Source organism: Heyndrickxia sp. MSNUG, assembly GCF_049532715.1.
GTDB lineage: Bacteria > Bacillota > Bacilli > Bacillales > Cytobacillaceae > Mesobacillus.
On the sequence record NZ_CP150978.1, the window covers coordinates 4,054,054 to 4,066,585 of the forward strand.

The window sequence follows — 12,532 nt, forward strand, 5'->3', positions numbered from 1 at the left end:
TCCTATTGTGGTTCAGAGTACCTTTTCGCCATTGAACTATCTTCCATGCCTTCAGTTGTCGGGTCTTGTACGACCCCTAGTGTGGCTAATACTGCCCAGATTGCATTTACTAATGCCAGTACCCAACCTTTCACTTCTTCTGTAAGCTGCCAGTCAGTCAATCCAACTTCATGTGCTCCTACCAGCAATATTTCAGCCAAAATAAAAAGCTGTGACACAAAGGCCACAACCCAGAATTTATTTTTAAATCGCACTTTCCAGTTCACCATAATGTGTACCCTCCTATTTGGTTACTGCCTCAAAGATTAAATATATAATGCTTCCGCTGCTAAGAAGGGTAACAGAGATCTTCCCGATCAGTTCCCACTTGGCTTTTCTTGTTTCAATTTTAGATTGGTTCTCTGCTTTTCTTTCGTCAATTTCAGCTTGTGTTTCTTTTTCATCTTTAGCAAGAACATGGGTTAATAGCTTGTTGGTCAGTTCTTTATTTTCGGTCATAATTTGACGGTTAAGTTGACCCTCTTTAAGAAGAGTTACTTCGAGTTCTTTTTGACCTTTTTGAACACCCAATAAATCATTTTTCAAATTCGCCATTTCCTGTTGAACCGCTACCGTCACATCTTCCACCGCTTTCAGTCGGGGCAAAATGTTTTCATTTATGATTACTTCATGACTATTGAGCATGTCTTTTTCCTCCAATTCACTTCCCCCTCTCTCTATTTACCCAAAAAAAGAGGACTGAATATCAGTCCTTAGACCAGTATTTCAGTCCTTCTTATTTCATGTTTCATCTTCCCGCCCACAGCAAGAGGCATTGTCCAACTCGTTTCTGAATACTTTCCAGACACACCAAGATCATCAAAATATACATTGAACACATCGAAATAATCGTGCATTGGCATAATTCCAGTCTCAAATGTGACTTTACCGAATGCTTGCGTCGATTCATAAGCGATTCTTTCCACATAAGAATCAAGAGTTGCCTGATCCGCAATGTCTCTAAGTTCCCGGACTTCCACAATGTTACGTCCTCGATTGACTGTGGACAAAACACTTTCAGGGTTAGTGTTTGTGTACACGGATTCCAAAGGAGGATCTTCTCCCCTATCAACCTTGACCACCCATTTATTGTAGAGCTCAAAACTGTCCAAATTCTCTGAGTAACCACCAAAAGTAACGGAAATTGAATCAGTAAAGTATTCGTACTCACTAGCTCGATCTTCAGGGCTCTTATAATAAGCAGAAGTAAAATACCCGTTTACATCAACATGGATTGAATCATAGTTAATGCCCCGAAGAAGCTCGTTGATACCGTATAATTTTTCCTTCCCTAACTCGAATACGATATCTTTTGCGAGCACCTTATCTGTTTCAGGAATGTTGTATTTCGTGATACCTGCACTGGATAAAATGTCGATGACAGCCTGAACATAATTGGTGCCAGCTGCCACTGTGTAATTACTGTCAAATTTATCATCTATTAGGATGACTATACCATCATATGCATCCACATCACGAATGACCTGGCCATTTACTTCTGTTCGTGTTGGTGATGACAATAAAAACTCGCCTAAGTAAAACTCCACCCACCCGCTTGTTGTGGCTTCCTTTGCTTCTTCGATCAAGGCAGCGAACTGTTGGGAATAGAACGAGAAATAGTTCGCGAACACCCTGCCTGGTGGAATGAATATCCGCGCGATTGGTCTAATTCTGTCCTGGAGATAGTCGATACTCTCAATATCCTTTAAAGTAAAGCGCGCTGTCCGTTTTATTGTAGCCAATGCATTATGTGAAACTTCTGCAGTCGTGACATTGAAAAGGTCAGCTTTCTTATTACCTTCCTTATCGAGCAGCTCATATCGAAAATCTATGCGCCTGTGTGGGTAATGGAGCGCAAGTTTAACTTGAGCCTCAGAGAATCCGTCACGGGCTAAAATTTGCATGTTCTCACCCCATTTCTGGATAAATAAAAAGCACCCTCATAAGGAGAGTGCTTGCTGAAGATTTGCGTCCGATTGTGCATAATTAAAAAATTTATTTACTTCCCTTCCGACAATGGTAATATTATCCTTGAAGGAGTTGATACTTATGAAAAAAAATAAAATCATTCAATCACTAGACCCAGATATAGATACGCTTAAATGCCCAAAGTGCAATGCCATATGGAGAGTAAAAGGGTCTTATGAATTCGGTCTTGATATTTGGGTCTATGAACTTGATGAAGAGTATTGCCCTAACGGATGCAAAAATTTCTTCGGTTTTCGAGTAATAGGAAAAAAAGTTGAATGATTATATAGAGTTTAAGAATGCCAATATTTTATCAGCTAACATTCTATGTCCGTTATCATTCGGGTGGGTTCCATCGGGCATAGCGTAACTAATATAATCCAAATTCCACACGTAAGCATTTGATTCCCTATATAAATCCAGAACGGGTATACTATATTTGTTTGCTACCTTGATAATAGCATCTGCTACTTGCTCAAGCATTACTCCCTCAGCATTGGGAACTCCCCAAGCATATTGTCGAGGAAGCGGAGTAAAAACCGCGATGGTCTTTGTCGGGTACATATTTATGAGATTCTTTAAAACGTAGTCAACTGCACCATAAAAAGAAGTGGTTGGATCAGTATCTCCGAAACTCCCCATATTGAAAGGAATCCCAACATCTCCCCAGTCGTTTGTTCCTCCAAACACAGTGATTAAGTCAGCGTTTGGGTTTAAAGTGTTCAACCGTTGATGAAATGCGTTTGTACCCCCAGATGCTGAAGGTGTCCTATACCCCGTTCCGCTTATGCCGTAATTATTTACAGTACAATTAATTTTATCTTTGATGTAATCGTGATAATTTTTCACAGTTGTACCATTCTTCTCAGTAATACTGTCACCCAAAGCATTCCAAACTTTACCTGCCCATTTCGAAATACTTGTTGTATTTTTCTTTAAATCCTCAATATCTCTGACGGATTTTGTAAACCATAAACCAAAAGGGATATATTTCGAATGGGTATAGGTTCCTTTGGTTAACATTTGTCCTTCCAAAAGAGAAGCGTCCGGTGAGAATCTTAGGAAAGTTATGCGTGAATCATTCGGTACAGTAATTAAGCCGCCTGTTGATAAATTGGAAGTTAAAAATGCCTTATTAGCATCATAATAGCAAACAATATTTCCATCGATGTAATTCTTGTATACTTCATTGACCCCACAAGGTATGAAATCACTTGCAACAAAATAGGGATTAGCAACAAACTCACCATTTGTATTGATATAACCCCCAGTTGTAACAGCTGATTTATCAAAATAATTTTGTGCTAAAAAATCAGTCTTTTCTTCAGAAACAGCTTTGTTAGCAAGTTTTTTGGTAGTGACTCCTTCATCTGCAGGGGTGGCGTTTACAGGAGTAGTTCCTGCTATTTGTTGTTTTAATGTATCCGAAAGCATTGTTTCGTCAATTTGACTTAGGTTCTTGTTTATATCTGCAAATCCTACATTTGTCTTCACATCTTCCAACGACACTTTTTCCGCCAAATCTTCAGTAAGTTCGGTAATTCTCGGCTCTAAATATCGAGGGTCATTCGTTAAATCCGGATTGTTTCTTAACCACGGCATTACTCCAACACCTCCGCACGATACGCACTAGAAGCAGCGATAGTGACGGATGTGAAAGCTGGGAATAAGGCGTTATATCCTTCACCTGGTTTTACAGTCCTGGTATTGCCGTTAATCGTGAATGTCAGGTCTGCCGTTCCATCATTCATAATGGAAAAACCAAACCGATTACCTGGAAATGTCTTAGTGATGTTTGAGCTGCCTTCCCATGCTTCTTGAGCAATCGTACCGAGTTGTATAAAGCTATTAGCTCCATCTCTGCCCTTAATAGGTTCATACTGGTTTGTAATTTCATTAAAATATTGAGGTATCGGCCATCTGTCTACATCTCGTATAATTTTCTTATCGTTGTAAGGCATACGATTTCCCTCCCAAAATAAAAGAGAGCGATTATACGCCCTCTTTAAAATCAACTCTCATAATTTCAAGGCTAGTCGTTTGACCGCGCCATGTTTCATCATTCAGTGGAAATCTTGTGATCATACCATAGATTAATCTTCCACGGCCGTCTCGATAGCAAAGAATATTCCTTGCATACACGATTTTTTTTAGGGTTTCTGTTTCTTCCTGTGTAAGCAATGCAAGTTGGAAAGACACGCTATCATCTTGCATTTCACTTGTTTCAATAACCGGATATTTTCTACCTTTAAAGCGCATAACAGATGATTCGACTTCCCACTGAGAAGATCTTCCTCCACCATCGTATTTAAATTGATAAACGGTGCCTTCTGGATAGGTTACATCATGTAGCCATACTCCTTTAAAGGTAATAGACAACGTTTCAATGTCACTATCACTGAATGTCGTATTCTCACCATTGGCCCGGATATAATACTCGTACATTTTACCGCTTGCGACAGCTAAATCCCTGTATTGGGCGAGTACACCTTCAGCAATTTTCACCCATTCACCGTCGATTCGCTTGTAAATATCATTTCCAGTGACTACAGGCTGAGTACCAGTCGGTGTCGGGTTTCCGATTGACATAATAATGGAACCTTCAGAAGGAAATAGTTCTAATTCTGGTTTTGCTGGTGGAGTATAGGAGACGGTCATCTGCAATATGGCATTTTCCGTCCACAATCCGGCACCGTTTTTAATTCGAACCTTTAAGACATATTGGCCACCATTAAGGAGGTCAACATCGATGGTTCTCGCTTTGTTGCCGCTTATCACTTCTCCTGAATCCCACACATTCGCACCTAATACATCATCTATAACAATCTGATAGGATGTTTGTGTACCGCTGGACCATTGAACGGTAGGTCTTGCAATGGGCACAAGTGTGGATGGAGAAACAATGACTGGAGCATCTGAAGGTTCAGCTGCAGTGAAAATAGCTTCTTCTGATACAGGACTTACAAGCCCCGCCTGATCATAAGTTTTGACTCTCCACACGTTTTCGCCAACAGGAAAAATGTTTGCCGATACATCATAAAATTCGCTATTTCCAGAAACGTTTATGGTGTTCCAAGTTGATCCGCCTTTTGTTTTCCATTCAAGTACCGCAGAACTTTGAGTGTCATTCGTGTTTGGATCGTTATGCTGCCAGCTGAATCGTCTTACCTTAGTCCTGTCAATGACCGTTCCTTTAGGTGAGAGTTTTGTTGGTGCTATTGGTGGCAAGTTGTGTTGAATGGTGAATACTCCGTCTGAAATATCATATATACTATATGTCCCTGAGTCATTCGCCCGGATTCTAATCTTAGCAAGAGAAGATTGATTTTCATTCGTAAAGTTATGTTCATAGGATGAAGCCCCGATTGCTGTATTCGCCACAATCGTTTTCCAGGTCGAACCATTATCCGTGGTTAGCTGGATTTCATATGTGAAGTTCGGTTGACCGCTCCATGTGATAGTCTGCAGGCCTGTGATTGCTTCCCCTCCGTTTGGATAGGTCAACACAGGAGGTACAGGCAATCGTCTTACATACCAATATCCATCACTGTTGCGGGCATTGTTAACATATGCATCTTTTGCCGCTGTAATGGTTTCAATGTATGAACCTTGTTGATAACCTGAATAAGTCGATGTGGATGCCGTAGCCGTTGCTGTTCTAGTTTGATAATTTGCAACGCCGCCAACAGCATCGTAAATATTGACTTGTTCTAAACTAGTACCGCCACCACGGTATAAGGTAGCACTTGTATAAAACGCTTGATAACTTCCGGTGGTGTAAAAACCGCTGCTGGAATCAAAGCCGTAACCAGGATATCCATATGAAGGGTTTTCACTGCTTTTAGTTGATGTTCCGCTCCAAGGTCCAAAACCATTATTCGTATACGTGGTTACATCATACGAATAATAACTGGATTGGTATTTATCCCAAAAATACACTTACTCACCCCCTTGCTGCTAGCATGTAATTCGGCAATTTTTCTCCATGCTTTCGAGCAATTTGTGGCATTTTGTTCATCCAGTCCACGAGATTGTTAAACTCCATTACATCTTTCGCTGATATTGACACATAGACATTGCCGATAGAGCTTCCACTGCCAACCATATCCCTAGAGTCGTTAGCCGAATGAATCTTCGTACCTTTTGGAAGGCTAACCAGTTCGGGACCATGTTCACCTACCCACGTTGCACCGCCTCGGAAGTTGCTTGTGCCAACATAGTGATTAGGAACACCACCAGCTATGCCGCCAGTTGTCCTTCTTTCCTCGACTTCCACTGTTTTCTTTTTAGCTGGTTTATCATTCCAACTGCCAAGCCAATCGATTGCAGTTTTAATTGCATCTGTTACAGCTTCAAAGATATCAACCACCGTTTGAATGGTTTCGACAACCTTATCCATGTTTTCTTTGACTGCTTTTTTGATTTCCGGCATGTGTGGCTCTATCCATTTCCACAATGCTTTTAGCGCTGGAAGGAGTAGATTTTCAAAGATGCCCCAGGCAATCTCTACCACGTTTTTTATGACTCGGAAAGTTGTTTCTATGATACTTTTAATCTGTGGCATGTTCGCTTGTACCCAACCATAAACGGAAACTAGGATTGGCAGTAAATTGTCTTTAAAGAATGCCCAAGCATTACGAACCACTTCGGTAATTTTGTTAAATGCTGTTTCTGCTGTTGCTCTAATCGTTGGCATATGACCCTGTATCCAGTTGTATAAGTCCGTTAGGATAGGGAGAAGGTTTTCTTTATAAAACTGCCACAAAAACTTTGCGTATTCTTTGATACCGTTGAATACTTTTTCGGCAGTCGCTCGAATTGTTGGCATGTTTGCCTGAATCCAGTCGAAAAATTGAGTGAATATAGGCAAGATATATTCTTTGAAGTAGCCGACCATAACTTTGCCAACATCGACAACTTTCTGAATACCGTTTGTAATTGGTGCAGTATCAAAACCCGCTATTTTTTCAGCTAATAATTTCAATCCATTTACAGCCGGTTCAAGAATAGGCGCACCAAACTTAGCCTTAATGTCCTCCCAAGCTTGTTTCAAGTTGCCTAATTGGTTTTCTAGCGAGTTTGATTCCCTGGCAGCTTGTCCAGTTGCACCCGCTGATTCTTGCATAGCTTTTGCATATTCCAAACGAGCAATCTGTTTTCCGGCTTCGTCCAAACCTTTCCACTGGACACCAAGCTCTTTTGATGCCCATGCTGAGATTTGTGTTTCAGAGCCGAAAAGACCAATTGCTTCACCGCCCTCATAGTTACCTTTAATGAATGAGTTAAGTGCACTATTCGCATCTTCAAAAGATTTGTCGTAGAAGGCAGCTGCATCGGCTGTCATAGTAACTGCACTTGAAGCCATGTCCATTGCTTCTCCTGTTTCTAACCCTAAGCCCTTAAACATTGAAGTCATTTGAGTCATTGCTGGCTTGATACGATTTGGTAACATTCCGAAATCTTTTCCTAAGTTTTCTATAACACCTCTTGCTTCTCCAGCATCAGCTCCGAATACCTGTTCAAACTGTGCTTGTAATGCCTGGGCACTTGCTGCAGACTCGATGGCCGCCTTTCCAAATGCTGCTACTTTTTCAACCGCAAAGGCCGCAGCTAATACACCGCCAACCTTTTTGAAGGTGTTCATTACTGAATTACCGGTGTTTTGTCCTTGACGATCAATATTTTCAAGACCTTGCCTAGCCTCACCATCATGCAAAGCAATGGTTCCGAATAACTTAAATAACTCCATAAATTCACCTTCTTTCGTGAAGGAAATAAACAAAAAAAGCGCACCTAAGTACGCTTCATCATTTTCAATATGCTCTCGGCATCTTGAATCACTTCTTGATCTGATCGATTGTTCTTTATCCTTTTTGGCTCTTTAATCTTTTGCAAGAATTTATTGTATGGTGTTTCCGCTTTCGCATTGCCGTCAAAGGTAAGCCACAGTTCCCAGGCATAGCGTTCTGTTTCCTTCTCAACAGCTTTTGTCAACAATTCCATGCCATAGTCATAGGGAAGGTTTAGAACGCTGTCTGGGGCATTGTAGCGTGTATAAATAAGATCAAGTTGTTCTACTTCATCAATTTGCCAACTTGCTGAAAAAAACTTTGCAACCCTTTAAGGTTTTTAAATTCCTCAATCAGATTGGTTAATTCCTCAAAATCCGCTTCGGCTAATTCATCAGGCTTCATGCCTTTTAAATCTGCAAGGAGAGCAAGAACTTCTTCCTCTGCTTCACCGATATTTTCCACAAATTTAAAGACGAGATCCGCACCAAGTTGTTCTTGGGTCATCCCGTCTTTTACATCAGCCCGAATGTGCATTTTTTTAAGAATACGGGATACTGCAAAGGCATCCTTTAATTTAAGGTTACGCATTAAGGAGTCACCGTCACCTTCGGCATGTAAATCCTAAATGGCGCGCTGCCTAGCTCTACATTGTCTGCTCCGTAGTGTCCACGAAAGCGAACTGGCACGACAGCTTCGTCTTTATCCTTTGTAGAGATGGATAAGCCTTCCACAGATAGAGCATTGTCGATAACAATAACAATCGGGTCACTTGATCCGCTGATTCGGCCAACAAAAGCAATATTGTCTAGGTAATCAGTTAGCTCGATTTTACCTTTTGTCGTGATAATGTCGTAGTTAGTATCAGAGGTGTCCACCACACCTCCAGCAATCGCAAGAGCTAGATTGGCAGCTGTCAATTCTTTCAGATTAACCACTAATTCAGGAGATTCAGAGTCGATGACTGTATTCCCTTTACCGCTTCCTTTAAGTCCGTCTACCTCGATTGTGCGTGTTTCCTGGGCGAGTGAAAATTCATTCCCTCCGCTTGTCGCTCCAAGCAAATCCCCTGTGAAATCACCTGTAAGTTCATCATAAACTACGTTTTTATAAATAGCTCCAGCATCAAGTAAATAATGCAGAGGTGAGTTGGATGTGTAGCCTGTTGTTTGTAATGGCATTTAAATCCCTACCTTTCAAATAATCTTCCAAGATATATATTTGTTCTTCGGTTTAATGCAGGATCATCATCAGTAAGTGCCAGCCTTCTGTCAGTGTGGAAGTGAACATATAATTTGTCCGATACAATATTTGCCTCTTTAAAGCTTGAATGAACACTATCCATCATCGCTTCGAGTGCTGTTGTATCGGCTGCATTATCCCATCCGTCCACATCAAGAGTGAGAAGGTTCAAACCATATTCTAAATTAGTAAGTTCAAATGAGTAAACGAGATAAGGAAATACCGCTGTTTCTGGTGCTCTGAGGAAATAAACGCGAGGATGAATGGCTTTGAGCTTTGAGTGTAATAGTTTTCTAATTTCCAGCATCATCGCCAACATCCTCCTCTTCGTTTATTAATCCCATAGCTCTGTTTTCGTTCTCGATTTCTTTGATATACTTACCGGCAATGATTCGTATATCTGCTATATTGTCATAGACTGTTGATCGAATGATTGACCTTTTAGGCTGATTGCTCGTTCCTAACTCTTGCTCAGTGCCGTACCATGTTGAATGCTTGACACCTATTTGTAGATCCGCTTCCCTTCGCCTGTTCCAATACTGAAATGCGTTCGGAATACGTTTCCCTCTTTTCATACCGGGCATTGTCCTGGCTTTTTGAAGCATTCGTTTTCTTAACAATTTAGCAATGTCACGCAATGCAGCTCGCATTAATTCCCGTAGTGTGTATTGCGCTCGGTCCACATTGGAAACGTATGTGATTCCGTCCCTAGTTACCCTGGTAACACTTCTAGGCATTGGCATAGGTTACACCCCATTCACGATGCCAGAGCAAACAAGCTCGGTTATTTCGCTATTGTTCTCATACACACGAATGATGCTGTAGGTTTTATCGTTATAAGTGAGACTTGACTCATTGGCATATTCGATTGACCGAATTTCAAACATTAATTCAGGTCTTAATCCATTAGCCTGTGCCTGATAAAACTCAGTTTGTCGCACAGACTTTTTATTGGCGAATACTTCTCTCCGTTCTCCAGGAGTAATGATAATATCGCCATATTCATTTTCGGTTTCTGTTGATGCAGTGTCAAAATAAACGATATCAGACCAACGGGGCATGATAATCACCAGCCAAACTTAAATGCTGTTTTAGCATCACGTATGAAGCCTCGAATCGTTCAGCTTCTTTGTTGTCATAGCCGAAGTAAGCCTTGCAATATGTGATAATTGCTCTTCTGATTAGAGCATCGATGTTTTCATCTACAAAATAAACGCCAGCCAAGCGTAAATCAAGCTTGGCCGCGTCAATTAGATCGGATATTTCAGTATCAAAGGCTGAATTAGTAACCCTAAGAGCCTTTTTCACATCTTCCAGCATGGTTATTCACCATCTTTCGATGACTTTTTCTCCTGCTTTTTCTCAGCAGCCGGTTCTACAAATTCAAGTTCACCTAATTCCTTCACTCGTTTTTGTGCACCGTCAAAATCAGAACCAGGAGCGTAATAAACCCCTGATTCCTTGTCTACAAATTCCTTCAAGACTTTTACTTTAGGCATTGTTTATCCCTCCCGGTGTTATATTATTAAGCGTTTGGTACATTACGAATTAATGCGAACGCCTTTTCGTCCATGACATCGCCATCAACTACTGCATAAGCAACGTAGTCAGTTGTACGAGCTTTAGCATGATCCTCAGTCACTACAGAGAATGGTTCATTAGTGTTGAAGATGTAGCCTTTGTTTGCATTACCGATTAGGATTGAGCCAGCAGATAATCCAGCATCCGGTTTTACAACCATACCGAACATACGACCAACCCCGCCAGCAGTTACATCCGGAACGAATAATGGTCTGCCATTTCCATCCATTAGGTTCGCAAGTTCTCCCCAGATTGTACCGTTGCTTGCATAAATTGCAGCACCAGCAAGGTAAGATGAGTGAATGCGTCCGATTGCATCAGTGATTGCACCGTAGCTCAATTCAACAGGAGTAGTTGCATTGTCAGGATCATAAGTGACAACCTGAGGAGTGCCAGCTTCAGCAAGAAGCGCAGTTTCAACTCCGCGTGGTTGGTTAGTACCAGTTCCGCGAGCGACAGCAACACCAAGTGCTACCCCAACACGCTCTCCCAGTTCATTGATGATGTAAGGGATGAAGTCAGCCACAGCCATAGCCTTTAGCTTCCAAGATACTGTGACCGCCTTTGATAGTTCGTGACCATCAAGAACGATTTCACCGAATGTATTTTGCTCGTCAGCAGTGTCAGTGCCTTCTGTGTACCATGCAGCATCTCCAGCATCGATAGAAACATGCTTCTTCATAGCAAGTTTGCCTTTAACATTGAACTTTTTCACATCAGCGAAAAGAGGATACATTTCCTCAGCGCGTGACCAGATACCAGCAGCCACAGTTGTTGGGATTAGTATGCTTGTGTTTCCAGTGTCGTGAGTGTAAGCGTTGTTGAACTCCGCATTTACTTTTTCAAAGATTTCACTTTCTTCTGCAGAAAGCTTCTGTCCCATCATGTTCTTTGCCCATGCAGCCTCATAAATTGTTGCTTCGTTTTTTGGTTGAACCTTTACCATTTCATCCACTAATGTTGCCCCCTCTACAGATACGGACTTGTTTTCAAGATCCGTTGCCTTTGTTTTGTCTTTTAGTGCTGCAAGATTCGCATTTGCAAGCTTTGTTTCTTCCCACTGGTTGTCCAGAGTTTCAACTTCCTTCATTTTCGCTTGGGAATCTTCAAACTTCCCTTCAGCAATCAATAATTCTGCAGCAGTCAATAATTCATTTCGCATTTCTTCATATTGCTTTTTATTCACCTGTGTTTCCCCCTTTTAATTTGAGTAATTTTATCTGCGCATTCAGTTTTTCGCGCATTAAAATATCCGCCTGATTTTCCATACTAGATGGATCAGCCGGATTGAATAAATTTTTCATGTTTCTGATTTTATTGATTACTTGTTCAGGTAACATTTGTGAAAATTCTACACTCGCCACAATCTTAGGAGCCTTGTTTTCAAACATTATTTCGTCTATAAGACCATTTTCTAATGCCTGTTGTGGAGTAAACCATGTTTCATCATCCATCATTCTAAGTAACTCTTCATCAGACTTACCGCTCTTCAACTTATAAGCATTAGCAATTGTTTGATTTACGTTTTTTAGAATCATGGAGGTATGGTCCATATCTCTGTAGTCTCCAGAGGCTCGAACACTGGCATTATGAATCATCATTTGTCCTGTTGGTGTCATTAAAACTTTATCACCGGCCATAGCAGCTACAGAAGCCGCACTTGCAGCAAGACCAACAATTTTCGTAGTAACGTACCCTGAGTACTCTTTTAATGCAGTGTAAATTTCTGAACCAGCAAATACACTGCCGCCTGGAGAGTTTATTTCCACATCCAAATCTTGACCATTTGCTTGTTCTATTTGGGCAAAGACTTTCTTCGGACTAGTTGCTTCAATTTCAAAAAAGTCATATATCCATTGCTCATCATTGGAAATGATATCACCTTTAATCATCACTTTAGCCACACATTCTCA

The 12,532-nt window shown here is 41.0% G+C and carries 18 protein-coding genes; 1 reads left to right on the top strand and 17 read right to left on the bottom strand.

Annotated elements, in window-relative coordinates; all coding sequences use genetic code 11:
• Nucleotides 1-2: 2 nt before the first annotated feature.
• Genes AABM38_RS20410 through AABM38_RS20420 form a run of 3 tightly spaced genes read right to left on the bottom strand, consistent with a single transcriptional unit; the run spans nucleotide 3 to nucleotide 1,943 of the window.
• Entirely contained in the window at nucleotides 3-269 is a 267-nt protein-coding gene (locus tag AABM38_RS20410) for a phage holin (RefSeq protein WP_423408010.1), read from the bottom strand.
• Nucleotides 270-282: 13 nt separating this feature from the next.
• Entirely contained in the window at nucleotides 283-699 is a 417-nt protein-coding gene (locus tag AABM38_RS20415; RefSeq protein ID WP_423408011.1) for a hypothetical protein, read from the bottom strand.
• Between the two features lie 53 nt (nucleotides 700-752).
• A complete protein-coding gene (locus tag AABM38_RS20420; protein WP_423408012.1) occupies nucleotides 753-1,943 on the bottom strand; it encodes a hypothetical protein in 1,191 nt (396 codons plus the stop codon).
• Between the two features lie 145 nt (nucleotides 1,944-2,088).
• Between AABM38_RS20420 and AABM38_RS20425 the strand changes: the two genes are divergently transcribed.
• Complete coding sequence (locus tag AABM38_RS20425; RefSeq protein WP_423408013.1) at nucleotides 2,089-2,289, top strand: hypothetical protein; 201 nt, start codon at nucleotides 2,089-2,091, stop codon at nucleotides 2,287-2,289.
• Here AABM38_RS20425 and AABM38_RS20430 read toward each other — a convergent pair whose 3' ends face one another.
• The 14 genes from AABM38_RS20430 to AABM38_RS20495 all read right to left on the bottom strand — a co-directional run bounded on the left by AABM38_RS20430 (nucleotide 2,290) and on the right by AABM38_RS20495 (nucleotide 12,523).
• Nucleotides 2,290-3,609 (bottom strand): SGNH/GDSL hydrolase family protein, encoded by a 1,320-nt coding sequence (locus AABM38_RS20430; protein WP_423408014.1) that lies wholly within the window; start codon nucleotides 3,607-3,609, stop codon nucleotides 2,290-2,292.
• Entirely contained in the window at nucleotides 3,609-3,968 is a 360-nt protein-coding gene (locus tag AABM38_RS20435) for a hypothetical protein (RefSeq protein WP_423408015.1), read from the bottom strand. Before AABM38_RS20435 ends, AABM38_RS20430 begins: the two co-directional genes overlap by 1 nt.
• A gap of 31 nt (nucleotides 3,969-3,999) precedes the next feature.
• Nucleotides 4,000-5,946 carry a hypothetical protein gene (locus tag AABM38_RS20440; protein WP_423408016.1) on the bottom strand — a complete coding sequence of 649 codons (1,947 nt, stop codon included), beginning with the start codon at nucleotides 5,944-5,946 and terminating at the stop codon, nucleotides 4,000-4,002.
• Between the two features lie 4 nt (nucleotides 5,947-5,950).
• Entirely contained in the window at nucleotides 5,951-7,789 is a 1,839-nt protein-coding gene (locus AABM38_RS20445; RefSeq protein WP_423408017.1) for a phage tail protein, read from the bottom strand.
• A gap of 11 nt (nucleotides 7,790-7,800) precedes the next feature.
• The gene (locus tag AABM38_RS20450; protein WP_423408018.1) at nucleotides 7,801-8,001 is read right to left on the bottom strand and encodes a hypothetical protein; all 201 of its coding nucleotides are present in this window, start codon (nucleotides 7,999-8,001) and stop codon (nucleotides 7,801-7,803) included.
• Nucleotides 8,002-8,081: 80 nt separating this feature from the next.
• The gene (locus AABM38_RS20455) at nucleotides 8,082-8,387 is read right to left on the bottom strand and encodes a hypothetical protein (protein ID WP_423408019.1); all 306 of its coding nucleotides are present in this window, start codon (nucleotides 8,385-8,387) and stop codon (nucleotides 8,082-8,084) included.
• The gene (locus AABM38_RS20460; protein WP_423408020.1) at nucleotides 8,387-8,977 is read right to left on the bottom strand and encodes a hypothetical protein; all 591 of its coding nucleotides are present in this window, start codon (nucleotides 8,975-8,977) and stop codon (nucleotides 8,387-8,389) included. Before AABM38_RS20460 ends, AABM38_RS20455 begins: the two co-directional genes overlap by 1 nt.
• A gap of 8 nt (nucleotides 8,978-8,985) precedes the next feature.
• The gene (locus tag AABM38_RS20465) at nucleotides 8,986-9,348 is read right to left on the bottom strand and encodes a hypothetical protein (protein ID WP_423408021.1); all 363 of its coding nucleotides are present in this window, start codon (nucleotides 9,346-9,348) and stop codon (nucleotides 8,986-8,988) included.
• Complete coding sequence (locus AABM38_RS20470) at nucleotides 9,332-9,781, bottom strand: HK97-gp10 family putative phage morphogenesis protein (protein WP_423408022.1); 450 nt, start codon at nucleotides 9,779-9,781, stop codon at nucleotides 9,332-9,334. The genes AABM38_RS20465 and AABM38_RS20470 overlap by 17 nt, the downstream gene beginning before the upstream one ends.
• Before the next feature lie 3 nt (nucleotides 9,782-9,784).
• Nucleotides 9,785-10,099: a phage head closure protein gene (locus AABM38_RS20475; RefSeq protein ID WP_423408023.1), complete on the bottom strand. Its 315-nt coding sequence runs from the start codon at nucleotides 10,097-10,099 to the stop codon at nucleotides 9,785-9,787.
• Nucleotides 10,083-10,358, bottom strand: coding sequence for a head-tail connector protein (locus AABM38_RS20480; protein WP_423408024.1), 276 nt, complete (start codon nucleotides 10,356-10,358; stop codon nucleotides 10,083-10,085). Before AABM38_RS20480 ends, AABM38_RS20475 begins: the two co-directional genes overlap by 17 nt.
• Nucleotides 10,359-10,360: 2 nt before the next feature.
• Complete coding sequence (locus AABM38_RS20485; protein ID WP_423408025.1) at nucleotides 10,361-10,537, bottom strand: hypothetical protein; 177 nt, start codon at nucleotides 10,535-10,537, stop codon at nucleotides 10,361-10,363.
• Nucleotides 10,538-10,563: 26 nt separating this feature from the next.
• Nucleotides 10,564-11,805 (bottom strand): phage major capsid protein, encoded by a 1,242-nt coding sequence (locus AABM38_RS20490; protein ID WP_423408026.1) that lies wholly within the window; start codon nucleotides 11,803-11,805, stop codon nucleotides 10,564-10,566.
• Complete coding sequence (locus tag AABM38_RS20495) at nucleotides 11,798-12,523, bottom strand: head maturation protease, ClpP-related (protein ID WP_423408027.1); 726 nt, start codon at nucleotides 12,521-12,523, stop codon at nucleotides 11,798-11,800. Before AABM38_RS20495 ends, AABM38_RS20490 begins: the two co-directional genes overlap by 8 nt.
• Nucleotides 12,524-12,532 lie beyond the last annotated feature (9 nt).

Coding starts and splice junctions, on each gene's coding strand:
- AABM38_RS20485 (WP_423408025.1), bottom strand. CDS start 10,537: ATGCCTAAAGTAAAAGTCTTGAAGGAATTTGTAGACAAGGAATCAGGG.
- AABM38_RS20480 (WP_423408024.1), bottom strand. CDS start 10,358: ATGCTGGAAGATGTGAAAAAGGCTCTTAGGGTTACTAATTCAGCCTTT.
- AABM38_RS20410 (WP_423408010.1), bottom strand. CDS start 269: ATGGTGAACTGGAAAGTGCGATTTAAAAATAAATTCTGGGTTGTGGCC.
- AABM38_RS20435 (WP_423408015.1), bottom strand. CDS start 3,968: ATGCCTTACAACGATAAGAAAATTATACGAGATGTAGACAGATGGCCG.
- AABM38_RS20470 (WP_423408022.1), bottom strand. CDS start 9,781: ATGCCAATGCCTAGAAGTGTTACCAGGGTAACTAGGGACGGAATCACA.
- AABM38_RS20465 (WP_423408021.1), bottom strand. CDS start 9,348: ATGATGCTGGAAATTAGAAAACTATTACACTCAAAGCTCAAAGCCATT.
- AABM38_RS20430 (WP_423408014.1), bottom strand. CDS start 3,609: ATGCCGTGGTTAAGAAACAATCCGGATTTAACGAATGACCCTCGATAT.
- AABM38_RS20425 (WP_423408013.1), top strand. CDS start 2,089: ATGAAAAAAAATAAAATCATTCAATCACTAGACCCAGATATAGATACG.
- AABM38_RS20460 (WP_423408020.1), bottom strand. CDS start 8,977: ATGCCATTACAAACAACAGGCTACACATCCAACTCACCTCTGCATTAT.
- AABM38_RS20455 (WP_423408019.1), bottom strand. CDS start 8,387: ATGCGTAACCTTAAATTAAAGGATGCCTTTGCAGTATCCCGTATTCTT.
- AABM38_RS20420 (WP_423408012.1), bottom strand. CDS start 1,943: ATGCAAATTTTAGCCCGTGACGGATTCTCTGAGGCTCAAGTTAAACTT.
- AABM38_RS20475 (WP_423408023.1), bottom strand. CDS start 10,099: ATGCCCCGTTGGTCTGATATCGTTTATTTTGACACTGCATCAACAGAA.